The following is a 20,951-nucleotide window of genomic DNA, read 5'->3' as shown; positions in this document are numbered from 1 at the left end:
ATGTCCATTCCTTCAGCCCTTCGGTAGGATGGTGGTCATGAGTTCAAGGAGCGTTCAAACATGTTCATCGGCGTCCTGCTGGTCATCACCTGGCTGATTTTGTTGCTACGCTACCCGACCAAGGCGTTGCCGGTCTCTGTGGCGGCGGCCATCGGATTGGGTGTGGTGGCAACGTGGGTGATCTGGATGGACAGCCGCGAGGTCAAGCAACTGGCGCGCCTTGAGTTGCGCATCACTTACGCACCCGAACAGTGCCCGGTGGACCGGCCGTTGCATCTGACAATGAACAACGGCAACGACGTTCCGCTGACCGAGCTACGCTGGCGCGTCGCCGCGTATGCGCCGGGCGATACGGTCAACCTGGCCGACAATCAATACGCCGCCCCGCGCTATCGCGGCCCCGGCGAATTGCAGGCCGGCGCGAACTGGGAAGACTGTTTGCCGCTGCCGCCGTTGCGCCCCGGTTATCGCCCGCAAACACTGGAGTTTCGCGCCGAGCATTTGCAGGGTAGTTTCTCCGATTAATCCCCTTCCTCTTTTTGCACAAGGACCGCGCCATGCCCGTTGCGTTGATTACCGGTTGTTCCAGCGGCATTGGCCGCGCCCTCGCAGATGTTTTCAAAAATGCCGGATACGACGTCTGGGCCAGCGCTCGCAAGGCTGAAGACGTGGCGGCGCTGGCCGCTGCCGGTTTCACCGCCGTGCAACTGGACGTCAACGACGGCGCGGCACTCGAACACTTGAGCGAGCGCATCAACCAGCAACACGGCGGCCTCGACGTGCTGATCAATAACGCAGGTTACGGCGCCATGGGGCCGTTGCTCGATGGCGGGGTGCCGGCCATGCAGCGGCAATTCGAAACCAATGTGTTCGCCATCGTCGGCGTCACCCGCGCCCTGTTCCCGGTGCTGCGTCGTGCCAAGGGTCTGGTGGTGAACATCGGCAGCGTTTCCGGGGTTTTGGTCACGCCATTCGCTGGCGCCTATTGCGCCTCGAAAGCGGCAGTGCATGCTTTGACCGATGCCTTGCGCATGGAACTGGCGCCGTTTGGCGTGCGGGTCATGGAAGTCCAGCCAGGCGCCATCGCCTCGAGTTTTGCCAAGAATGCCGGCCATGAGGCGGAACAGCTGATTACCGAACAATCGCCGTGGTTTCCGCTGCGTGAAGGCATTCGCACACGGGCCAAGGCCTCCCAGGACAACCCGACCCCGGCCAGTGAATTTGCCGCCGGTTTGCTCAAGGCCGTGCAGCAGAGCAAGCCACCGCGCCTGATTCGTTTGGGCAATGGCAGTCGGGCGTTACCGTTGCTGGCGGGGATATTGCCTAAAGGGCTGCTGGAGGCGGGGTTGATGAAGCGGTTCGGGCTGCGCGGGCAACTCTGAGACCGAGTCGACGCCATCGCGAGCAGGCTCGCTCCCACAGGGATCTTTGGTGTGAATGCAATTTATGCCACGCAGCAGAACCCTGTGGGAGCGAGCCTGCTCGCGATGGCGTCAGAACTAACGCAGAAAATTTCAGGAAACACTTCCATGACCGACTACACCGAATACTTTGACGAAGTGATCCAGGCCCACGTCGCCATCGAGCAATGGTTGGCCGAGGAACAGGACGAGCCGGCGCTTGAACAGTTGCTGACGCGTTTTTCGCCGCAGTTTTCCATGGTCTCGCCGTTGGGCCGGGTGCTGGATTTTGTCGCGTTGAGCGAATTGTTTTTGATGGCGGGCGGGAAGAAGCTCGGATTCAGAATTGAGCTCAGCGAGTTGCGTGGCATTGCTCTGTACGATGGTGGAGCAACGGTGAGTTATCGCGAGCAGCAGACCGATGCGACAGGGCTGCACTCTGATCGTCGTTCGACCGTGGTGTTTGAGAAGCGGGCCGATGGCAAGCTCATTTGGCGGCATTTGCATGAGACGTTTTGCAAGGGCTGAACCTTTGTCTTATGTCTGACAGACCGAGTCGCGGCCTTCGCGAGCAAGCCCGCTCCCACACTTGATCTGCGTCGTTCACAAAATCTGCATTCGAACTCGGCCCTATGTGGGAGCGGGCTTGCTCGCGAAGGCCGCGACTCGGTCTAATGGCTAATTAACCACAACGGTGCACGTAATCCCCGCCGCCAACAGCACACCCTCCGGCACTTCATCAATGTGAATCCGCACCGGCACCCGTTGCGCCAGACGCACCCAGTTAAAGGTCGGGTTCACATCGGCAATCAGCTCGCGACTTTCCGGATTATCACGGTCGTAGATACCGCGAGAAATGCTTTCCACATGCCCCTTCAACACTTCCCCGCTCATGAGTTGCATGTCGGCTTTATCGCCGACCCGCACGTGGGGCAATTTGGTTTCTTCAAAGAAGCCGTAGACCCAGAACGAGTTCATGTCGACCACGGCCATTTTCGCTTCGCCAATACGCGCGTAATCGCCGCGATGCACATTGAGGTTGGTCACATAACCGTCCACCGCTGCGCGGACCTCGGTGCGTTTCAGGTTCAGCTCGGCGGCTTCGAGCTGTGCCTGAGCATGCTGGTAATCGGCCAGGGCCGAGTCGGCGATGTTGCTGGCGTCGTCGCGGTTTTCCCTGGAGATCACCAGGTTGTCCATATCGGCGCGGCGGTGGGCGTTGACCTTGCGCATCTCCCATGTGGCCTTGCGTGAGGCCACCAGCGACTGTGCCTGTTTGACCGCAATGCGGTAGTGCTCGGGGTCGATCCGCATCAGCAAATCACCCTTCTTCACCTGTTGATTGTCGCGCACCGGCACGTCCACCACTTCCCCGGTGACGTCAGCGGCGACGTTGATGATGTCGGCGCGCACCCGCCCGTCGCGGGTCCACGGCGTGTCCATGTAATGCACCCACAGGGTCCGGCCGATCCACATCGCAAGGGCCAGCACCAATAGCGTGGCGAGCAGGCTGAAAAGCTTTTTCATCAGGGCCTCAACGGTAAACAGTCAGCGCCAGGGCGCCGAACAGACAGGTAAACAGACTCAGGCGCAGCAGCGCCGGGTGCCAGAAGAAGCGGTACAGATCGAATCCGGACAGGCACCGGTCAAGTGCCCAGGCCAGCGCCGCCGCGATGAAAAACATCAGGGTCATGGTCGGCATGTACACGCCGTGGAAGGCGATTTCACGAGGCATGTTCGAGTCCTTTGGCATAAGCGGCGAGCGGTGATTGCGGGTCCAGTAATGAGGTGCGGATGAAGTGCAAATAGCTCTTCACCCGACGCAGGGCCGAGGTGTCGAAGTGCGGCGCGAAAGGTTCGTCGGTGGCTTGCACGCGGCTGATCGCGTGATCGACGGCGATCAATCCACGCTCCAGATTGCTCTGGCTCGGTTGCAGAAACAGCCGCACCAGCGAGCGCCCCATCACCCGGATCGCCTGACGCCACGGCTGCGATTCGGCATAGGCCGGATGCACCGGCAGGATCGCCTGTTCCTTGCGCAACTCGATGATCGCGTGGCCGACTTCCAGCACCACGAACATCCAGCGCAGCAAGTCCCGTTGCACCTGCGGCTGCCCTGCCGCGAGACCGTAGGCCTGATGCAGCAAGTCCCGCGTGCGGCTTTCGAAACTCGACGCCAAACCCTTGAGTTTGCCGCTGATGGCGTATACCACTTGCCCGCGCAAATCCTGTTCCAGCCGACGCCACAACCAGCGGCTGTTGGGCGGCAGAATGATCGCCCCGGCCGCCGCGCACACCAGCATGCCGAGCACCATGGCGATGTAGTCGTTGATAAAGGCGTAAGGGTTGTAAACGGTGAGGTTGTCCGGCACCGAACCCGTGCTGAAGAAGATCAGCAAACCGAGACCGACACCGGCGTATTGCGGCCTTGATGTGAGGAACGAACCGAGCACGATCACCGGCGCGAGCATCACGCAGAGCAACGGAAAGCCGTCGATCCAGGGGAAGATGAAAAACATCTCGACGAAGCCGATCAGCGCCCCGAGGAACGTCCCGCAAGCCATCTGAAAGGCCATGCGTTTGGGATTCGGTGTCGCCGCCGAGAGGCCCACGGTAGCAGCGGCAATCAGCGTCATCGTCGCCCCGCTCGGCCACGCGGTGGCGACCCAATAGCTGCCCAGAACCACCAGAATGAACGCCGCGCGAATCCCCGAGGCGGCCGACGCCATCCAGTTGGTTTGCGGGGTGAATGGCTCATCCCATTGCTCGCGCGCATGGCTGTGATCGGCCAGAGACGCGTGGGTCTGTGCATAACTGTGCAAATCGTCGACGAAGCGATAAAGCAGCTCGTACGCGGTATGAAAATCCAGCTGCTCGGCGTCGCTCGGATTGCTCTCCTGAAAAACCGCTCGCAAGCTGCGAACCCGCGCCGGCAGACCTTCTTTATAGGCGGTCAGCGCGATGACCAGACGGCCCGCATCGGCGTTGGTCAGGGCACGGCCGCTGAAGCCGTCGAGCAGTTCGGCCAGGTCCTGCAAACCCGGTTTGATCGCCGCGACCACCTGATCGGTGCCGCTGCTGCGCAAGCGTTCGAGCAACTGGTGCAAGGCGTTGAAACGGGTGGTGATGCCCATGAATTCGCTGTTCAAGCGGCTGAGCCGACCGCTGCGCCGACGCATGTGCGGGTCTTCAAACACAGTGACGCTGCGCAGTCCTTCCAATCCGACAGCCTCGGCGATGAAGCGCACGTTGCTTGCCTCGAAAGCCTCCCGTTTGCTGCGACCGCGCAAGCCATCCGTGACGAATAGCGCGAACACGCCGAAGCGCTGATACAAGGCGTTGCGCATCGCGGCACTGGCGGATTGCGGCAGGATTGCGGCGCTGACCAGCGTGGAGCAAATAATCCCCAGGGAGATTTCCAGCACCCGCCACACGGCGGCCATGAACGCGCCATCCGGGTGCGCCAGTGCGGGCAAACCAACCATCGCGGCGGTGTACCCGGCGAGCACGAAACCATAGGCGCGGAAGTTGCGATAGCGCGCCGCGCCCGCCGAACAGATGCCGACCCAGATCGCCAGCGAGCCGAGGAACAGCTCGGTGTTCTGCGCAAACAAGGCAATCAACGCGACCATCACCGCCGAGCCGGCCAATGTCCCAAGGAAGCGATAGAAACTCTTGGCCAACACGTGACCGCTTTGCGGCTGCATGACGATGAATACGGTGATCATCGCCGTGCGCGGCTGCGGCAACTCCAGGCGCATGGCCAGCCACAGCGTCAGAAACGCGGCGAACAGCACCTTGAAAATGTAGACCCAGGTCACGCCATCGCTGCGCGCCCAGTCGAAGAAACCCCGGCGCCATTCAAGGGAATACAGCCAGCGCAAAGGTGCGGGCAAGGGAGTCATGAAATCCTGCTCATTGATCGGAAGTTGTGCGGCGAGAACTTGGTCCCTGTGGGAGCGGGCTTGCTCGCGAATGCGAACTGGCATTCAGCATTAATGTCGTCTGATACACCGCATTCGCGAGCAAGCCCGCTCCCACAGGGTCCGTGTTCAATTTGAGATGCCCTTAAGGATGGCCGGGGTTTTCGGCGCCTGGGTCTGGCTGTCTTTCGGCACGTCGTCACCCGCGCCCAATCCGCCGCCGAGTGCCGTCACCAATTCCGCATGAGCACTCAGTCGCGCCGCCTGCACCTGCTGCTGAACCTGCTGCTGTTTGAACAACAGCGTCTGGGCGTTGAGCACGTTGAGGTAGTCGGTGAGCCCGCGCTGGTAGGCGATCATCGCGATGTCGTAAGTCTTCTGGGCCGTAGCCACCGACTCGGCGGCGAAGGTTTGCTGCTTGTCCATGGATTCGCGGCGGATCAACTGGTCGGAGATATTTTTCAGCGCGTTGACCAGCGTCTGGTTGTACTTGGCCACGGCGATGTCGTAACCCGCCGAGGCTTCGCCCAGCTCCGAGCGCAACCGGCCGCCGTCGAAGATCGGCAACGAGATCGCCGGGCCGACGCTGTAGTTGAGCTTCTTGCCGGTCAAAAACTCCAGCGCTCCACCGCCGGTGGCCATGTAGCCGAGGCTGCCGACCAGGTCGACGTTGGGGTAGAAACCAGCGTGAGCGACATCGATACCCCGTGCCTGGGCCGCCACTTGCCAGCGACTGGCGACCACGTCCGGGCGTTGACCGAGCAACTGCGCGGGCAACGACGACGGCAGTTTCAGCGCGGCGCCTAACGACAACGTTGGCCGCTGCAATTGCGCACCCTCCCCCGGCCCTTTGCCGGCAAGGGCCGCGAGCTGGTTGCGGCTAAGGGCGATTTCTTCGTCCAGTGCATCGATCTGACGGTGAGTTTCCGGCAGCGGCGTTTCAGCCTGACTGACTTCGAAATGGGTGCCGATGCCACCGTTCAGACGCTTCTGCGCGAGGTCGAGAATTTGCTGCTGCTGTTTTAAGGTCGCCTCGACGATGTCCCGTTGCGCGTAATGCAACGACAGCTCGATGTAGGCGCGCACGATGTTGTTCTGCAATTCGAGCTGGGCCAGACGCGCTTCGGCGGCGCTCATGTGAGCCATGTCGACGGCGCGCTCGGTGGCGTTGCTTTCGCGCCCCCAAAGGTCGAGGGCGTAGCTGAAGCCCAATGCGGCGTTGTTGTCCCAGGTCGTCGTGTTGGCCAATTCGCCCGGCCCGTAGAACTGATCGGTGGGCCAGTTATGGCGTTTGAGGGTGGATTGGCCATTGATCTGCAGCGACTCGGCGGACTCGGCGATCCCGGCCATGGATTTGGCCTGACGCACTCGCGCCGCCGCCATGGCCATGGTCGGGCTGCCTTGCAGGGCGAGGTCGATCCAGCGGTTCAGTTGCGGGTCGCCATAGGCCTGCCACCATTGCGCGGTGGGCCAGTGAGCGTCCTGTGCAGCGTTCTGGATGGCTTCGTCGGTGGCCAATGAATCGGCCTCCAGCGCCTTGCCCTGCGGGGCAATACCTCCGGTACCGATGCAGCCGCTGATTGCCAGGGTTAAAGCCAAAACACTGAGCGTCTGAAGCGCTCTGTTGATGCGACGCGGCACTGCTGCGATTTCCTGAAGTAGGGGAGGTAAAAAATTTTGTGGGAACGAGCTTTTGTGGCGAGGGGGTTTACCCCCGTTGGGTCGCGAAGCGGCCCCAAAACCTGCCACCGTGGTGTGTCTGGCGGACCGCATGCTCAGGTTTTACGACTGCTTCGCAGCCGAACGGGGCGATGCGGCCTTCCGATGAACCCCCTCGCCACAAAAGCTCGCTCCCAGAGGGTTCGATGTTCCAGCGGTGGCGCAATTCTAGGGGTCGGCTTTGTTGGCGATAAGCTGGGAATCCTGTGAATCTTTGTTACCGTTAACGCGATAATCCGTTAGTCGGGGTCTCAGACCCTGAAACTTCGTGTCACAATTTGCCATCGCCTCCGAGAGCACCCCATGGACACTTTGCAAAACATGCGCGCCTTCAGTTACGTGGCCGAGGCTGGCAGCTTCACCGCCGCCGCCGTGCAACTCGACACCACGACGGCTAACGTTTCGCGCGCGGTCTCCAACCTGGAAGCCCACCTGCAAACCCGCCTGCTCAACCGCACCACCCGACGCATCGCCCTGACCGAGGCCGGCAAGCGCTATCTATTGCGCTGCGAGCAGATCCTGGCTTACGTCGAAGAAGCCGAAGCCGAAGCCAGCGACGCCCACGCCCGCCCGGCCGGGCAGCTCAAGGTGCACACCATGACCGGCATCGGTCAGCATTTCGTGATCGACGCCATCGCCCGCTATCGCAAAACCCACCCCGACGTCACCTTCGACCTGACCATGGCCAACCGCGTCCCGGACTTGCTGGACGAGGGCTACGACGTGTCCATCGTGCTCGCCAGCGAACTGCCGGACTCGGGCTTCGTCTCCCAGCGTTTGGGCATCACCTACAGCATCGTTTGCGCCTCGCCGGCCTATGTGAAAGCCAACGGCTGCGCGCAGAAGCCCAGCGACCTGCTGAACCACGCGTGCCTGCGTCTGGTAAGCCCGGTGATTCCGCTGGAGAAATGGACCTTCGACGGTCCCGAAGGCCAGGAAATGGTGACGATTAATAGCTCACCGTTTCTGGTGAACTCCGCCGATGCGATGAAGACGGCGATCACCAGTGGCATGGGGGTTGGGGTTTTGCCGGTGTATGCAGCGATTGAAGGGTTGCGCAACGGCACGCTGGTGCGGGTGATGCCGAACTACCGGTCGCAGGAATTGAATCTGTATGCGATCTACCCGTCGCGGCAGTATCTGGACGCGAAGATTAAAACGTGGGTCGAGTATTTGCGCGGGTCCTTGCCGGAGATATTGGCGGCGCATCAGGCGGAATTGGTGGCTTATGAGTTGAGTGGGAGCATGGGTGGGGTTCGGGTGGCGAATTGATCGGCCGGCTGTCAGGCCGCCATCGCGAGCAGGCTCGCTCCCACAGGAGATCGGCGTACGCCTTTCGCCTTTCGCCCCTCACCACTCATCAGGCCGAGCGTTAGCTCGTCTGCAGCTCTTGATCTTGATCCACCCGCCCCTTCGGCAGGCTGAGTGGAGGTGTTCATCTGGGGGGCAGGCGCGCAGCGCCGTTCGACGCAGTCGAACACATCGAGAGGAGGTCGAAGCGAAGCCGACCGGAGGCGATGCCCCCAGATGGACGCCGGAGCGAAGGAACGCCGAGCCCAAGCGAGGGGCCGGACGCTGGGGCGAGACTTTTTGGTTCCTTTTGTGGCGTTTGACAAAAGGGACTCGCCGTAAGGGCGAAACCCTAAGCCGCCGTTACCGCAGAAACGGATATGTACACCACCAACAGCAACATGGTCGGCCCAAAGGCCGCCAAGGACAAAAGAGCCCAACAGCCTCGCCCAAATCCAAAGAAGAATGTTAGCGTGCTTGGCATTCACCTGCGCCCGAGAGCCCTCCTCCCATGAAAAAGACCGTCCTCGCCTTCAGCCGCATCACCCCGGAAATGGTCGAACGCCTGAAGCAAGACTTCGACGTTATCGTGCCAAACCCGAAAAACGGCGACATCAACGCCCAATTCAACGAAGCCCTGCCCCACGCCCACGGCCTGATCGGCGTCGGTCGCAAACTCGGTCGTGCACAGTTGGAAAACGCCGCCAAACTGGAAGTCGTCTCCAGCGTCTCGGTCGGCTACGACAACTACGATGTCGCCTACTTCAACGAACGCGGGATCATGCTCACCAACACCCCCGACGTCCTCACCGAAAGCACCGCCGACCTGGCCTTCGCCCTGCTGATGAGCAGCGCCCGCCGCGTCGCCGAACTGGACGCCTGGACCAAGGCAGGCCAATGGCAAGCCACCGTGGGTGCGCCGTTGTTCGGCTGCGATGTACACGGCAAGACCCTGGGCATCGTCGGCATGGGCAACATCGGTGCGGCCATCGCCCGTCGCGGGCGGCTGGGCTTCAACATGCCGATCCTCTACAGCGGCAACAGCCGCAAGACCGAACTGGAGCAAGAACTCGGCGCGCAGATGCGCAGCCTTGATCAACTGCTGGCCGAAGCTGATTTCGTCTGCCTGGTGGTGCCGCTCAGCGAAAAAACCAGACACCTGATCAGCCACCGTGAATTGGCATTGATGAAACCCAGTGCGATTCTGGTGAACATTGCCCGCGGCCCGGTGGTGGACGAACCCGCCTTGATCGAAGCCCTGCAAAACAATCGGATTCGTGGCGCCGGGCTGGACGTTTACGAGAAAGAGCCGCTGGCCGAGTCCCCCCTGTTCCAACTGAAAAACGCGGTGACATTGCCGCACATCGGCTCGGCGACTCATGAAACTCGCGAAGCCATGGCCAACCGTGCCTTGGCCAACTTGCGCAGCGCTTTGCTGGGTGAGCGACCACAAGATCTGGTGAACCCGCAAGTGTGGAAAGGCTGATTAAAACGGGCAGATGTTTTTAAACGTCTGCCCACTGGGTTACACAACTTGCAACTCAGTCAATCCACGTAAAACAGTTAAGCGCTATAAACTCCCCGCCACTTATCCGACTCAACGGAAAACAGTGACGGAGAACACAAGCTTGAACAACCTTACAACCGACAAGCTCATCAGATATATAAAAATTCTGCTAATTATTTATATAAGCTTTTTTGGCCTACTAGTGATGTACAGCAACTTCACCGACTACGCATCAAACTATGAGTACGTCGGCCATGTGCTAAGCATGGACACCACCCGGAGTAACCCAAGGCTGAGTTACAGGGCAATCACCTCGCCCATGCTTCACCACCGAATTTACTGGTTAATCATTACCTTGGAAGTTACCTTCACAACCTATTGCCTGATAGGCGCCTTTCATCTTTATCGAAAAATAAACAGGTCTGCGGAAGAGTTTCACGAGGCAAAAAAGTTTTCACTCATTGGTTTAATGATTGGTATTTTTGTCTATTACGTTTGCCTGCAGGTTATCGGAGTCGAATGGTTCAACATGGATACCTCACAAGTATGGAACGCCAAGGACTGGGCTCGGCATATAGTTGATTTCCTACTTCCATTGCTGATATTCGTCGCGCTCAGGACCGAGCGCTGAGCTGCCTCAACGCTCCACCCGAACCTTTACGCGAGTTTGCCGTTGCCCTGCACCATCGGCGCCCTGGGCTTACGAAACACCAGCACATTGCCCAGCATCACCAGTACCAAACCCACCAAGGCGGGCGCGGTCCATTGATAGCCTTCGGCAAACGCCGACACATTCAGCGCCACGACGGGGAACAGTACGGTGCAATAGGCTGCGCGTTCCGGCCCCATCCGCCCGACCAACGTCAGGTAGGCCGTGAAACCGATCACCGAACCCGGAATCACCAGGTACAGCAGCGAGCCGATGTAGCGCGCATTCCATTCCATGTCGAACGGAATGCCTTTGACCAGGCACCACACCGACAGCATGGCCGCGCCATAGGCCATACCCCAGGCATTGGTAGTCAGCGGTTTGAGCCCGGCTTTCTGTTGCAGGCTCGACAGCATGTTGCCCGCCGAGAAGCACAGTGTCCCGAGCAATGCCAGGCCCAACCCGAGCAAGGTTTGCGGGCTCGCGGTGTGGCCTGCCACCTCAGGCCAGAACAACAGGCCAAGCCCAAGCAGCCCCAGCGCACCGCCCATCAGCACATTGCGAGCGACTTTCTGGCCGAAGAACACGCGTGCATTGAGTGCGTTCCACAACGTGGCGGTGGAAAACACCACCGCGACCAGACCGCTGGGTATCCACTGGCTGGCCGTCAGAAAACACATGAAATTGATGCAGAACAGGCACAACCCCTGCGCCAGACAGATCAGATGCCCGCGACGGTTCATCACTTGCAGGCGGCGACTCAGCAGCAGCATCACGAACAGCACCAACGCGGCGAGGCCGAAGCGATAGACGATCGACACCGGAATCGCCACCACGCCCAATTGCCATTTCAAGGCAATCCAGGTGGTGCCCCAGATCAGCACGGTCAGCAGATATAACGAAAGGTTCATGGCAAAGACTCCTGAATAGGCGTTCAGTGTCCTGCGCCAGGGCCTTTCGCACTTGCATAAACTTGCGCTTTTGTCCGGCCACAGGCTGGCAGCCGAACGGCTACGGAGTAGGATGCAAGGCGTCAAAGAGAAGCCATCATGCCTGCACTGGAAACCCTGCAAGTCTTTCAAGCCCTCAACCGCTCGCCCAATGCTCGCCTCGAGCACAGCGCCGAGCTCGGTGACGGCATGGCTGCAGCCTTGTGGAGCAATCATCACGACGCCCAGGATTACGAAGCGCCGAGTCATCACACCCTGTCCTGCTACATCGCTGGCGGCACCGGCACTTTTCGCCGCGACCAACCCGGCACCAAGGGCGGCCCGGACAAGCTGTGCATCCTGCCGGCAGAGCATCAATCGGGTTGGGTGATCAACGGCGACATACGCCTGGCCCACGTGTATTTCAGCCCCGAACAATTCGCCCTCGGCTGCGTTACGTTGCTGGACCGCGAACCTCGTGAGCTACAGCTACGCGAAGCCACCTTTCTCGACGACCCGGCGCAAGCCCGGCGCTTTCGGCAAATGCTCACACTCAACTGGGACGAGCCCGGCGAACGCGTGCTCACCAGCAGCCTGGCCCATGAAATGCTCAGCCACGTGCTGCTCGGCCAGGTTGGAATGCGTGAGGGCTTGCGGCTGAAAGGCGGATTGGCTGCGCATCAGCGACGGCAGTTGGTGGAGTTCATCGACAACCAATTGGCCGAGGCGATTAGCCTGGGGCAGTTGGCGGCGTTGTGTGCGCTATCCGAATACCACTTTGCACGGATGTTTCGCGAGAGTTTTGGCTTGCCGCCGCATCAGTATGTGCTGTCGCGGCGACTGAGCCGGGCGCGGGAGTTGCTGCGTACGACGTCGCAGCCGTTGGGGGATATTGCATTGGCGTGTGGGTTTGCCAGTGCGAGTCATTTCACCAATCGGTTTCGTCAGGCATTGGGGGGAACGCCCGGCGAGTATCGGCAGGCGTTTTTGCGGTAGACCTGAGATTTTCGGTGTTTGGGATGCCGCCTTCGCGAGCAAGCCCGCTCCCACATTTGGAATGCATTCCCCTGTGGGAGCGGGCTTGCTCGCGAAGAACGATGACGCGGTCTGCGATCAGAACTCCAGCGTGCTTGAGAGCGATACCTGCCGCGAATCCCCCATCGACACAAAGAACCGGCTCGCCGCCGAGGTGTAGTAGGTGCGGTCAAACAGGTTCTTCACATTGAGCTGGAACTTGACCTTCTGCCCCTCGACTTTGGTGTCGTAGGTAGCGAACGCATCGGCCACGGTGTAGCTCGGCAGGTCGAAATCGTTCACCGCGTTACCCGCTCGCTCACCGACATACCGCGCCCCTGCGCCGACCCGTAGCTGATCGCCACCGACGATAGTGCCAAAGTCATAAACCGCCGACAGCGAACCACTATTCTTGGCGACGTTTTGCAATTTCTTGCCTTTGTAGATCGGGTCCTCCGTCACTTCAGCGTCGGTGTAGGCATAGCTGCCGATCATGCTCCAGCGATCACTCAACTGACCGCTCAAGTCCACTTCCAGCCCACGGGAACGCACTTCACCGGCGGCGCTGTAGATCGTCACCGGACCTTCGGAGTTGGCCACCAGCACATTGCGCTTCTTGATGTCGAACAGCGCGACGTTACCGGTGACGCGGCCCGGCATGTCGAGCTTGGCGCCGATTTCCCAGGACTTGGCTTCTTCCGGCGCGATGCTGCCGTCCAGCACGGTGCTGCTGCCGCTCAACGGTGCGATGGTCGAGTTGGGTTTGAACGATTCGGTGTAGCTGCCGTAGAACGACAGTTCATCGGTGTAGCGATACACCAGACCGGCGCGAGGCACCCATTTCTGACCGTTGCTGTCGGTGTTGGCCTTGAACGGCACGCCTTTGCCGGCGTACTGGTCGTATTCCTGGAAGCGCCCGCCGGCCACCAGAATCCATTGATCGGTCAGGTGAATCGAGTCCTGCAAAAACACCGAATCGCTGCGCAGTTCATCGGTCTGCGCGCTGTCGGCCGGGCTGACCGTGGTGCCGGCGACTTCGCGGCCGTAAACCGGGTTGACGTAACTGAAGGTGCTCAAGCTTTTCTGACGGATCAGGTCTTCGCGGTAGATCTTGCGGTATTCATCATCGACGCCGAACACCAGGTCATGTTTCATCCCTGCGAGCTGGACATTGCCTTCCAGGCTGGCGGTGGTGAAGCGGTCGGTGCTGATCGCGTTTTGAGTGCCGTCCATGCTGCGAGTCAACGTGCCCTTATTGGTGTCGATGGCGGTGATGCGCACCTGGCTGGCGTCGTAGGTTTCGCGGTTCCAGCTGTAGCCGAAGTGGGCTTTCCAGTTGTCGTTGAGCTCGTGATCGGCCTCGAAGTGATACAGGTCCGAGCGGCCTTCCATGTTGTTGAAGGGTTCGTCGAGGCGACGCTCGCGGGAGATGTCCAGCGGATGGTTGTCACGCGGGTCGATGATTGTGCCGCGGTCGAACGGGGTCAGAAACTCGCGGTGTTCATAGGAGAACAGCAGCTTGGTGCTTTCGCCGAACCAGGCCAGGGACGGTGCTACCAATGTCTCGCGGTGAGTACCGAAGTTGCGCCAGTAATCTTCGTCTTCGTGGTCCAGGACCATGCGATAGGCCAACCCGGAATCACCCAACGCGCCGGTGCTGTCGAGGCCGCCGCCGCTGCCGTTTTTGCCGTCGCCATAGGTCGAGCCACGCAGGGTCAACGCGTTGTACTGCTCAAGCTCGGGCTTTTTGCTGACCATGTTGACCACGCCGCCCGGGTCTTGAATGCCATAAAGAAGCGAGGCCGGGCCCTTGAGCACTTCTACCCGGTCCACAGTCGCATTCATGCCACGGCCCTGCACGATCGGCATGCCGTCGCGCATGATCGAGCCGTTGCGGTTGTCGCCGAAACCGCGAGTCATCACCGAATCCTGAGTGCTCGCCAGTGTGTTGCCTTGAGTAATGCCGCTGACGTTGGCCAGCGCGTCGTCCAGATTGCGCGGCGCCTGATCGCGAATAACCTGCGCCGGAACCACGTTGACGGTCTGGGGAATTTCCTGGATCAAGGCCGAAGAGCGCATCACCGAACTGGTGGGCGGCGGCTGATAGCTCATGGACTGATCGGCCACCGAGGTGATGGTAGTCGCGCCCAGGTTCAAGGCACCATCGGTAGGCAACGGCTCCAGCAGCAAGGTGTGACCGTCAGTGCGACGGAAGGTGAACCCCGAACCGCTGAGCAAACGCTGCATCGCCTGCTCGGCACTCATCTGCCCGCTGAGCGCTGGAGCGTTGATGCCGTACGGCGCCTCATCGGTGTAGACCACGCTGATGCCAGTGATCCGGCTGAAGTCGCTCAAGGCCTGGGGCAGCGGTTTGGCGGCCATTGCGAAGCTGAACGACGCACTCTGCCGGGCACTCCCGGCCTCAGCCGCCACCGCCACACTCAACGGCAGCAATACCAGCGCCGAAAAGCTCAAGGCACACGTACCCAACCACTGTTTGACCGAACCCGATTTTGCCCTGGACTTCATTGCTCATGACCTGTGTAGAACCGTTACGGATGCGAATGACTCGCAGTTTCAGTCACTACACGGATGGCGTCCGGGTTTACCTCATCAGAATTTTGAAATTATTTTCAAAACACTTCGATCGTTCCCACGCTCTGCGTGGGAATGCCGCCATGGACGCTCTGCGTCCGCAGTTGATGTGACGCAGAGCGACACGGGATGCATTCCCACGCAGAGCGTGGGAACGATCAGTTGAAAGAATGTGTGTTCGATCTGACGCCATCGCGAGCAGGCTCGCTCCCACAGGGGAATGCATTTCAAATGTGGGAGCGAGCCTGCTCGCGATGGGGCCAGCAGCCTCAACGCAAAATAATCAAACGCCCCAAAACCTTGTGCTGCTCAAACCCCAACACCCCTTGCAACGAACTCAGCACCGCTTGCGGATCCTGGCTCGGAAAGCTGCCACTGACCCGACGCCCCGCGAGTTCATCGTTGAGCAGCACAATCCGTCCCGGGTAATAACGCCCAAGGTCTTGCACCACGTCGGCGAGTGTCGCCTTGTAGTAATTGAGCCATCCCTGACGCCACGCCAATTGCGCTTCGCTGTCGACCGCATGGAGTTTTTGCGCCGAACCCTCGCCATAAGCCACTTGCTGGCCAGCGATGAGAATTTGTTGCTCGGCGTACTTGTTCGCCGTCACACCGACCCGCCCGGACAACACCGTGACCTGCGCACCGTGCGGTTGCAGACGCACTTCAAACTGAGTCCCCAGCACCCGCGCCTGACCTTTTTCAGCGTCCACCACAAACGGCTCGCCGGTGTGGGTCACGCTGAAAAATCCGGCGCCGCGCCGCAGCTGGACATGCCGCTCGCCACGACTGAAATCCACCGCAATCGCGCTGTCGGCATCAAGCGTGACTTGTGACTGATCCGACAGCGTGACAGTGCGAATCTCCCCCGGCGCCGACACATAGTCCGCGCCCAGATCATCGACCCAGCGCGACGGTTGCCAGCCAGCACCGACGCCGATCATCACTACCATGCACGCCGCCATCGCCAACGCCCCGGACCAACGCCGAACGCGGGTACGGCGCGAGCGATTCATCGCATTGAGATAACCCTGCAAGGCAAACGCTTCTTCACCGGCCAACGTTCGGGCCGGAGTTTCGGTCAACTCCCACACCACTTGCGCCTGGGCGTAAGCCTCGGCATGGGCGTGGTCGGCCTGTAGCCAATGGCTGAAGGTGGCCTGATCGCCGCTGCTGGGCTGGTCATGCAACAGACTCAGCCAGGCGAAGGCCGCCTGTTCCTGAGCAGGCGTCGGGGTGACGCGTTCGGTGTTGGTCACAATGCTTTCCCTGGCGTGCGCGGTTCGGGTTCCCGCAGGCTGGCCTTGCAAGCCTCGAGGGCGCGCATCATATGTTTTTCAACGGCGCTTTGGGACAACCCCATGGCCTTGGCGATCTCGGCGTATTTGCGCCCGTGAATACGGTTGAGCAAAAAGATCTGCCGCGTGCGCTCGGGCAGCGCGCGCAACGCCGCTTCGACGTGACGCAAATCGTTGCCCGCCTCCAGCGCCGCTTGCGGCTCGCTGCCGTGGCTGTCGGGTTGATCCGGCATCCAGCCCTCATTGACCCGCACCCGCGTGCCTTCGCTGCGCAAATGGTCGATGGCGATGTTGCCGGCGCAGCGCAACAGGTAAGTGCTGAGCTCTTCGACTTGCACCAGCGGCCGACGCCAGAAACGCAGGAACAAATCCTGCACCAGGTCCGCGGCGGTCGCCCGACAACCGACACGACGGCTCACCAGCGCTTCCATTTGCGAACGCTGGGAAAGGAACACCTGCAGGAAATGCGCACGCGCACTACGATGTTCGTCGTCATGGGATTCCGGGGGGCTGGTGATCATCAGGTCAGCCCTTTGCAAACACGGCGACGGGGCTGGCAAGCAAACTCAAACCGGCCAACGCCAAGGCCAGGCGCGGGCGATACGTCATCAACCACACCAGCAGCAAAGCGCTGAGCATCAACACCGCAAACCACTCCACCAATCCAAGTCCCCACCCCGTCGACGACACCGCAGCCCACAGCGATAACGCCAGCAACAACCAGCCACTGAGTTTCATTGCTTGGCGGCGACGGGCCGAGGGCTTGCGCCCCAGCAGTTCGGCGTGATGCCGATCCATCGATAAACACAGCGCGGTGAAACCGCCGTAGCACAGCAACAAGGCCAGGAACATTCAGTGCGCCTCTTGCTCAAGCAGCATCGGTTTCGCCCGTGGTCGGGTGGCGATTCCAGCCTGCCCCGCGCGCTGCATTTTCCACGCAGTCCACGCGAAAAACAGACCGCTGCCCAGACACGTCAGATCGAAACCGGCCATGGCCCAATCCCCCTGCATCAGGGTGACGCCCAAGTGATAAGGCGTAGTCAACGCGTTCAGCAACGGCAGCGCACAGAACAGCAACGCCGTCAGCGCCAACTGTTCGACCCACGCGGCGCGACCGCGGCGGACCACGGCGTGCAACACACTCAGGCCCCAGACGATGAAGAAGCTGTTCACCTCCCAATCCGCCCGCCCGGCCATTGCGACCGGCAACAATCGATTGGCCCAGAAGAACACCGCCACCGCGACCATCAACCCCGACAGGCTGGCGATGTTCAGCACTTCCACCAGCCGCAACTCAAACGGCATCACACCGCTCTTCGCATGTTTGAGCTGACGCTTGCCGAGCCAGATCACCAGTCCGGTGCCGATCATCGCAGTGCCCGCCAAACCACACATGAAGTACAGCCAGCGCAACACCGGACCGGCGAAATGGCCCATGTGCAAGCCATAGAAACTGCCGGCAATCGCCATGGGCAATGCTTGCTTCGGCGTTGCGCTGACCAACTGTCCGGTCACACCGTTGAATGTCACCGCGCTGCCAAAGTCGTGGACTACTCGGTCGGCGCCGTCACGCACAAGAATGACCGAGGCATTCGCATCGCCCGGATTGTTCACCGTCAGCGACCCGGTTCGCCCGCCCGACCACTGCTCGCTGGCCCGTTCCAGCAGCGGAGCCAAGGGTGCCAACTGGCCCGGTTTGCCTGCCATGTCGGGCGTATTGGACGCCGGAAATACCTCATCGTAAAACGCCTCGGCATCACCTTTGTAGGCGGTAAGGATGCTCGCCGGCATCACCATCGACATGAAAATCACCAGGCTGCTGTAAGTGATCATCAAATGAAACGGCAACACCAGAACGCCCACCGCGTTGTGCCCGTCCAGCCAGGAGCGCTGGCCCTTGCGCGGGCGGAAGGTGAAGAAGTCCTTGAAGATTTTCTTGTGGGTAATGATCCCGCTGATCAGCGCGACGAACATCACCATCGCTGCGATCGTCGACAGCCAGCGCCCCCACGGATAGGGCATCTGCAGCTGAAAGTGGAAGCGGTAAAAGAACTCGCCACCGCGTGTGTCCCGGCCCTGCACTTCTACGCCGGTTTGCGGATCGAGGAGTTTTTCGGTGAATTGACCGCGCGTGCCGGGCTTGGCCGGTGCTTGCTGCCACCTCACCGACAGCCCGGGTTCGCGAGCATCCGGCAAATCGATGAGCCATCGCGAGGCACCCGCGGCGTGCTGCTCGAGGTAGCGCTGGGCCAGGGTCAGACTGGCTGCGGAGGACAGCGAACGGGCGGGAATTTCCGGCTGCATCCAGTGGCTGATCTCATCCTTGAAATAGGCGAGCGTGCCGGTCAGGAAAATCGCGAACAGCAACCAGCCGAAGATCAACCCGGCCCAGGTGTGCAGCCAGGCCATGGCCTGCCGAAAGCCCTCTTTCATCAGTGGCCCAACCAGTACGCCAGCCCCGCCACCGCCGCCAAAACCACGCTTGGCACGATCAATCCGAACCAGGCTTGCCACGCACTTCGACAGGCAAAGCACCAAAGCACGGCGACCAGATACACCAAAAACGAGGTCATCATCCCGGTGACCACCGCTTCGCCACGAGCCAAAGGCAGCCACATCGTCAGGCTGACACTGGCCAATGCCGCGACGAGGTACCCCCCCAGCACGGCGGCCAGCACTCGGGAAGTGACAGCCAGTCGGTAGGAAACGGGGAGCGCGGTGATTTTGCCTTTCATGTTTCGACCTTGAAACGGGTGAGGCCTCGTGAATGTCACGGAGCCAACAAGGTCGCAATATTAATGATAAATATTCTCATGTGCAAAATAGAATCTGACGGGATCGTTGTTACAGCAGTCAGCGGTCAGTCAGCACAAACAAAAACGGGCCTGCATAAGCAGACCCGTTTGTCAGTGGTGGAAGGTCAAAACCTAATCAGATATCAGCCGTTTTGCGCAGCCTGTTCGTTCTCGAGAAACTCGTCTTCCAGCAGCGCATCGGCTGCAACTCTCTCGAACGGCACTATAGCGGCACGTGGTTTGCCCCGCAGTTTGCCGAACAGGTGCTCAAGCGCATGTTCAAGTTTTTCGGCCGCACCGTCGATCGCCAGTTCCAGGTTTGCGGCTTTATGGGTGACAGAAATCGGTTGGTGGCCTTTTGGCCGCGCTTCCAGCTGACAGCGCATGTCATGGGGACCGGGCTTGTCGCCGTTCTCGTCCCGCAGATGAACCTCGACGCGTGTCAGGTCCTCTTCATAACGTTCGAGCGTGCTCTCAATGGTAGTACGTACCCACTCCTCCAGTCGGATGCTGCTTTGAATATGGTTATCGCTGTTGACTTGGATTTGCATAGTTCATCCCTTATTTCAGCTAGCTCGCGAGAGGCCCTTCGGCTGGCCCTTGGGCGTCATCACCGTGACCTCTTACTTACACAATCGGTCGGCTCGCAGAACAATTCAACCCCTAAAAAAAGATAAATTTTGATTCGCAAAAAAAGCCAGACAAGGAGCAAAAGCGCTGTTAAGGTCGGGAGTTGGGTCGCCTGACTCTTTTGTCACAATTGCTCACATCTGCCGCTTCGCCAGCGGATGCAGGCTTCGAAATATCCCCGCCTCTTCCACCAGCCAGTCATGCACCGCACGCACGCCCGGATGGCTCAGCGCCCCAGGCGCATAGAGCAGCACGTAACGCTTGTGATTGGGTACCGCCAGGCCAAACGGCACGATCAACGTCCCCCGTTCCAATTCGTCATTGAGCAAGGTTCGCCGCGCAATCGCCACGCCCATCCCGGCAATCGCCGCTTCGATGGTCAGGTGATTGCGATTGAAGGTGTGCCCGCGCCGCACGTCCGCACCTTCGAAGCCGATGGCGTTGAGGTAAAACTCCCATTCCGCGTACTCGTAACTGCCGCGCCAGGCGGTAATGTCGTGCAGCAACGGGAAATGCATCAGGTCCGCCGGGCCATGCAGCGGCGGCCGGCCGCGCAGCAGGCCTGGGGCACAGACCGGAAAAATCTGCTCGTCGAGCAAGGTTGTGGATAACAAACCGGGATAGCTGCCGTCATTCAGGTCGATGGCCAAATCGAAGTCGCCTTCGTGCAATGGCACGCTGCTGTCCTCGGCCACCAGACGTAATTGAATGTCCGGAAAGCGCTGCTGCAAGCGCGGCAACCTTGGGGTCAACCACTTGCTCAGGAACGATGGAATAGAGCGCACCCGCAAAATCCCACTGATCATTCCGGCATCCAGTCGTCGCAATTCCGCATCGATGCTGCCGTAGGCCTCGTTGACCGTGATGGCCAGTCGCTGGCCTTCAGCGCTCAATTCCACGCCGCGAGCGCGACGATGAAACAGGCGAAAACCCAGTCGCTCTTCCAGCTGTCGGATTTGCTGACTGACCGCACCCGGCGTGATGTGCAGCTCTTCGGCGCAACGGGTGAACGACAAGTGCCGCGCGGCACAGGAAAACACGTGCAGCCAGACGTAAGTCTGGGCGTGCAATTGGCGACTCATTGTTTAGTCCTGCTAAAGGCTGTCTTAGGAAGTTTCGTTGGTCACGTAGGACCGAGGTAGGCAGTATCGCCGACATTGCGCTTGTCCTACAAAAATGGCAGCGATTTCTCTTCCATTGCT

General features: G+C 60.3%; 20 protein-coding genes. 7 read left to right on the top strand and 13 right to left on the bottom strand.

What is annotated here, in order from left to right; all coding sequences use genetic code 11:
* Window positions 1-60: 60 nt before the first annotated feature.
* The 3 genes from KW848_RS22980 (at window position 61) to KW848_RS22970 (ending at window position 1,928) form a co-directional block, all read left to right on the top strand.
* Window positions 61-525 (top strand): multidrug transporter, encoded by a 465-nt coding sequence (locus tag KW848_RS22980; RefSeq protein ID WP_192410201.1) that lies wholly within the window; start codon window positions 61-63, stop codon window positions 523-525.
* Window positions 526-557: 32 nt separating this feature from the next.
* Window positions 558-1,382, top strand: coding sequence for an SDR family oxidoreductase (locus KW848_RS22975; RefSeq protein WP_218538136.1), 825 nt, complete (start codon window positions 558-560; stop codon window positions 1,380-1,382).
* Window positions 1,383-1,529: 147 nt separating this feature from the next.
* On the top strand, window positions 1,530-1,928 hold the full coding sequence (locus KW848_RS22970) for a DUF4440 domain-containing protein (protein WP_218538135.1): 399 nt from the start codon (window positions 1,530-1,532) through the stop codon (window positions 1,926-1,928).
* A gap of 150 nt (window positions 1,929-2,078) precedes the next feature.
* On the opposite strand, the gene KW848_RS22965 is transcribed toward KW848_RS22970, so the two are convergent.
* From KW848_RS22965 to KW848_RS22950, 4 genes are all read right to left on the bottom strand, one after another.
* Complete coding sequence (locus tag KW848_RS22965) at window positions 2,079-2,927, bottom strand: HlyD family secretion protein (RefSeq protein WP_218538134.1); 849 nt, start codon at window positions 2,925-2,927, stop codon at window positions 2,079-2,081.
* Between the two features lie 7 nt (window positions 2,928-2,934).
* Window positions 2,935-3,135 carry a DUF1656 domain-containing protein gene (locus KW848_RS22960; RefSeq protein WP_008010624.1) on the bottom strand — a complete coding sequence of 67 codons (201 nt, stop codon included), beginning with the start codon at window positions 3,133-3,135 and terminating at the stop codon, window positions 2,935-2,937.
* The gene (locus KW848_RS22955) at window positions 3,125-5,305 is read right to left on the bottom strand and encodes an FUSC family protein (protein ID WP_218538133.1); all 2,181 of its coding nucleotides are present in this window, start codon (window positions 5,303-5,305) and stop codon (window positions 3,125-3,127) included. The genes KW848_RS22960 and KW848_RS22955 overlap by 11 nt, the downstream gene beginning before the upstream one ends.
* A 147-nt stretch (window positions 5,306-5,452) precedes the next feature.
* The gene (locus tag KW848_RS22950) at window positions 5,453-6,964 is read right to left on the bottom strand and encodes an efflux transporter outer membrane subunit (RefSeq protein ID WP_218538132.1); all 1,512 of its coding nucleotides are present in this window, start codon (window positions 6,962-6,964) and stop codon (window positions 5,453-5,455) included.
* Between the two features lie 381 nt (window positions 6,965-7,345).
* Here KW848_RS22950 and KW848_RS22945 point away from each other — a divergent pair, with 381 nt between their 5' ends.
* The 3 genes from KW848_RS22945 (at window position 7,346) to KW848_RS22935 (ending at window position 10,470) form a co-directional block, all read left to right on the top strand.
* Window positions 7,346-8,314: a LysR family transcriptional regulator gene (locus KW848_RS22945; RefSeq protein WP_008150590.1), complete on the top strand. Its 969-nt coding sequence runs from the start codon at window positions 7,346-7,348 to the stop codon at window positions 8,312-8,314.
* Between the two features lie 529 nt (window positions 8,315-8,843).
* Window positions 8,844-9,818 (top strand): D-glycerate dehydrogenase, encoded by a 975-nt coding sequence (locus KW848_RS22940; protein WP_218538131.1) that lies wholly within the window; start codon window positions 8,844-8,846, stop codon window positions 9,816-9,818.
* Between the two features lie 142 nt (window positions 9,819-9,960).
* Window positions 9,961-10,470, top strand: coding sequence for a DUF2165 domain-containing protein (locus KW848_RS22935; protein ID WP_218538130.1), 510 nt, complete (start codon window positions 9,961-9,963; stop codon window positions 10,468-10,470).
* 26 nt (window positions 10,471-10,496) lie between these two features.
* Here KW848_RS22935 and KW848_RS22930 read toward each other — a convergent pair whose 3' ends face one another.
* Window positions 10,497-11,399, bottom strand: coding sequence for a DMT family transporter (locus KW848_RS22930; protein WP_111450347.1), 903 nt, complete (start codon window positions 11,397-11,399; stop codon window positions 10,497-10,499).
* Between the two features lie 138 nt (window positions 11,400-11,537).
* Here KW848_RS22930 and KW848_RS22925 point away from each other — a divergent pair, with 138 nt between their 5' ends.
* The gene (locus tag KW848_RS22925; RefSeq protein WP_218538129.1) at window positions 11,538-12,413 is read left to right on the top strand and encodes an AraC family transcriptional regulator; all 876 of its coding nucleotides are present in this window, start codon (window positions 11,538-11,540) and stop codon (window positions 12,411-12,413) included.
* Window positions 12,414-12,530: 117 nt separating this feature from the next.
* Here KW848_RS22925 and KW848_RS22920 read toward each other — a convergent pair whose 3' ends face one another.
* The 8 genes from KW848_RS22920 to KW848_RS22885 all read right to left on the bottom strand — a co-directional run bounded on the left by KW848_RS22920 (window position 12,531) and on the right by KW848_RS22885 (window position 20,831).
* Entirely contained in the window at window positions 12,531-14,960 is a 2,430-nt protein-coding gene (locus tag KW848_RS22920) for a TonB-dependent receptor (protein ID WP_218538128.1), read from the bottom strand.
* Window positions 14,961-15,295: 335 nt separating this feature from the next.
* Window positions 15,296-16,285, bottom strand: coding sequence for a FecR family protein (locus KW848_RS22915; RefSeq protein WP_218538127.1), 990 nt, complete (start codon window positions 16,283-16,285; stop codon window positions 15,296-15,298).
* Entirely contained in the window at window positions 16,282-16,845 is a 564-nt protein-coding gene (locus KW848_RS22910; protein WP_218538126.1) for an RNA polymerase sigma factor, read from the bottom strand. Before KW848_RS22910 ends, KW848_RS22915 begins: the two co-directional genes overlap by 4 nt.
* 4 nt (window positions 16,846-16,849) lie before the next feature.
* Complete coding sequence (locus KW848_RS22905; protein WP_218538125.1) at window positions 16,850-17,176, bottom strand: DUF3325 domain-containing protein; 327 nt, start codon at window positions 17,174-17,176, stop codon at window positions 16,850-16,852.
* Window positions 17,177-18,757, bottom strand: coding sequence for a PepSY domain-containing protein (locus KW848_RS22900; RefSeq protein ID WP_218538124.1), 1,581 nt, complete (start codon window positions 18,755-18,757; stop codon window positions 17,177-17,179).
* Entirely contained in the window at window positions 18,757-19,059 is a 303-nt protein-coding gene (locus KW848_RS22895) for a DUF3649 domain-containing protein (protein ID WP_218538123.1), read from the bottom strand. The genes KW848_RS22900 and KW848_RS22895 overlap by 1 nt, the downstream gene beginning before the upstream one ends.
* Before the next feature lie 203 nt (window positions 19,060-19,262).
* A complete protein-coding gene (locus tag KW848_RS22890; RefSeq protein WP_111450355.1) occupies window positions 19,263-19,670 on the bottom strand; it encodes an HPF/RaiA family ribosome-associated protein in 408 nt (135 codons plus the stop codon).
* Between the two features lie 213 nt (window positions 19,671-19,883).
* On the bottom strand, window positions 19,884-20,831 hold the full coding sequence (locus KW848_RS22885) for a LysR substrate-binding domain-containing protein (protein ID WP_218538122.1): 948 nt from the start codon (window positions 20,829-20,831) through the stop codon (window positions 19,884-19,886).
* Between the last annotated feature and the right edge of the window lie 120 nt (window positions 20,832-20,951).

It is taken from the genome of Pseudomonas sp. PDM25 (assembly GCF_019219045.1).
Taxonomy (GTDB): domain Bacteria; phylum Pseudomonadota; class Gammaproteobacteria; order Pseudomonadales; family Pseudomonadaceae; genus Aquipseudomonas.
Note: the sequence above shows the minus strand (reverse complement) of the source record. Positions and strands in the feature narration are given on the sequence as shown.

Excerpts from the sequence above, each read along its gene's own strand:
- KW848_RS22885 (WP_218538122.1), bottom strand. The coding sequence starts at position 20,831 with ATGAGTCGCCAATTGCACGCCCAGACTTACGTCTGGCTGCACGTGTTT.
- KW848_RS22960 (WP_008010624.1), bottom strand. The coding sequence starts at position 3,135 with ATGCCTCGTGAAATCGCCTTCCACGGCGTGTACATGCCGACCATGACC.
- KW848_RS22920 (WP_218538128.1), bottom strand. The coding sequence starts at position 14,960 with ATGAAGTCCAGGGCAAAATCGGGTTCGGTCAAACAGTGGTTGGGTACG.
- KW848_RS22895 (WP_218538123.1), bottom strand. The coding sequence starts at position 19,059 with ATGAAAGGCAAAATCACCGCGCTCCCCGTTTCCTACCGACTGGCTGTC.
- KW848_RS22970 (WP_218538135.1), top strand. The coding sequence starts at position 1,530 with ATGACCGACTACACCGAATACTTTGACGAAGTGATCCAGGCCCACGTC.
- KW848_RS22910 (WP_218538126.1), bottom strand. The coding sequence starts at position 16,845 with ATGATCACCAGCCCCCCGGAATCCCATGACGACGAACATCGTAGTGCG.
- KW848_RS22905 (WP_218538125.1), bottom strand. The coding sequence starts at position 17,176 with ATGTTCCTGGCCTTGTTGCTGTGCTACGGCGGTTTCACCGCGCTGTGT.
- KW848_RS22945 (WP_008150590.1), top strand. The coding sequence starts at position 7,346 with ATGGACACTTTGCAAAACATGCGCGCCTTCAGTTACGTGGCCGAGGCT.
- KW848_RS22965 (WP_218538134.1), bottom strand. The coding sequence starts at position 2,927 with ATGAAAAAGCTTTTCAGCCTGCTCGCCACGCTATTGGTGCTGGCCCTT.
- KW848_RS22980 (WP_192410201.1), top strand. The coding sequence starts at position 61 with ATGTTCATCGGCGTCCTGCTGGTCATCACCTGGCTGATTTTGTTGCTA.
- KW848_RS22930 (WP_111450347.1), bottom strand. The coding sequence starts at position 11,399 with ATGAACCTTTCGTTATATCTGCTGACCGTGCTGATCTGGGGCACCACC.
- KW848_RS22900 (WP_218538124.1), bottom strand. The coding sequence starts at position 18,757 with ATGAAAGAGGGCTTTCGGCAGGCCATGGCCTGGCTGCACACCTGGGCC.
- KW848_RS22925 (WP_218538129.1), top strand. The coding sequence starts at position 11,538 with ATGCCTGCACTGGAAACCCTGCAAGTCTTTCAAGCCCTCAACCGCTCG.
- KW848_RS22890 (WP_111450355.1), bottom strand. The coding sequence starts at position 19,670 with ATGCAAATCCAAGTCAACAGCGATAACCATATTCAAAGCAGCATCCGA.
- KW848_RS22955 (WP_218538133.1), bottom strand. The coding sequence starts at position 5,305 with ATGACTCCCTTGCCCGCACCTTTGCGCTGGCTGTATTCCCTTGAATGG.
- KW848_RS22940 (WP_218538131.1), top strand. The coding sequence starts at position 8,844 with ATGAAAAAGACCGTCCTCGCCTTCAGCCGCATCACCCCGGAAATGGTC.
- KW848_RS22975 (WP_218538136.1), top strand. The coding sequence starts at position 558 with ATGCCCGTTGCGTTGATTACCGGTTGTTCCAGCGGCATTGGCCGCGCC.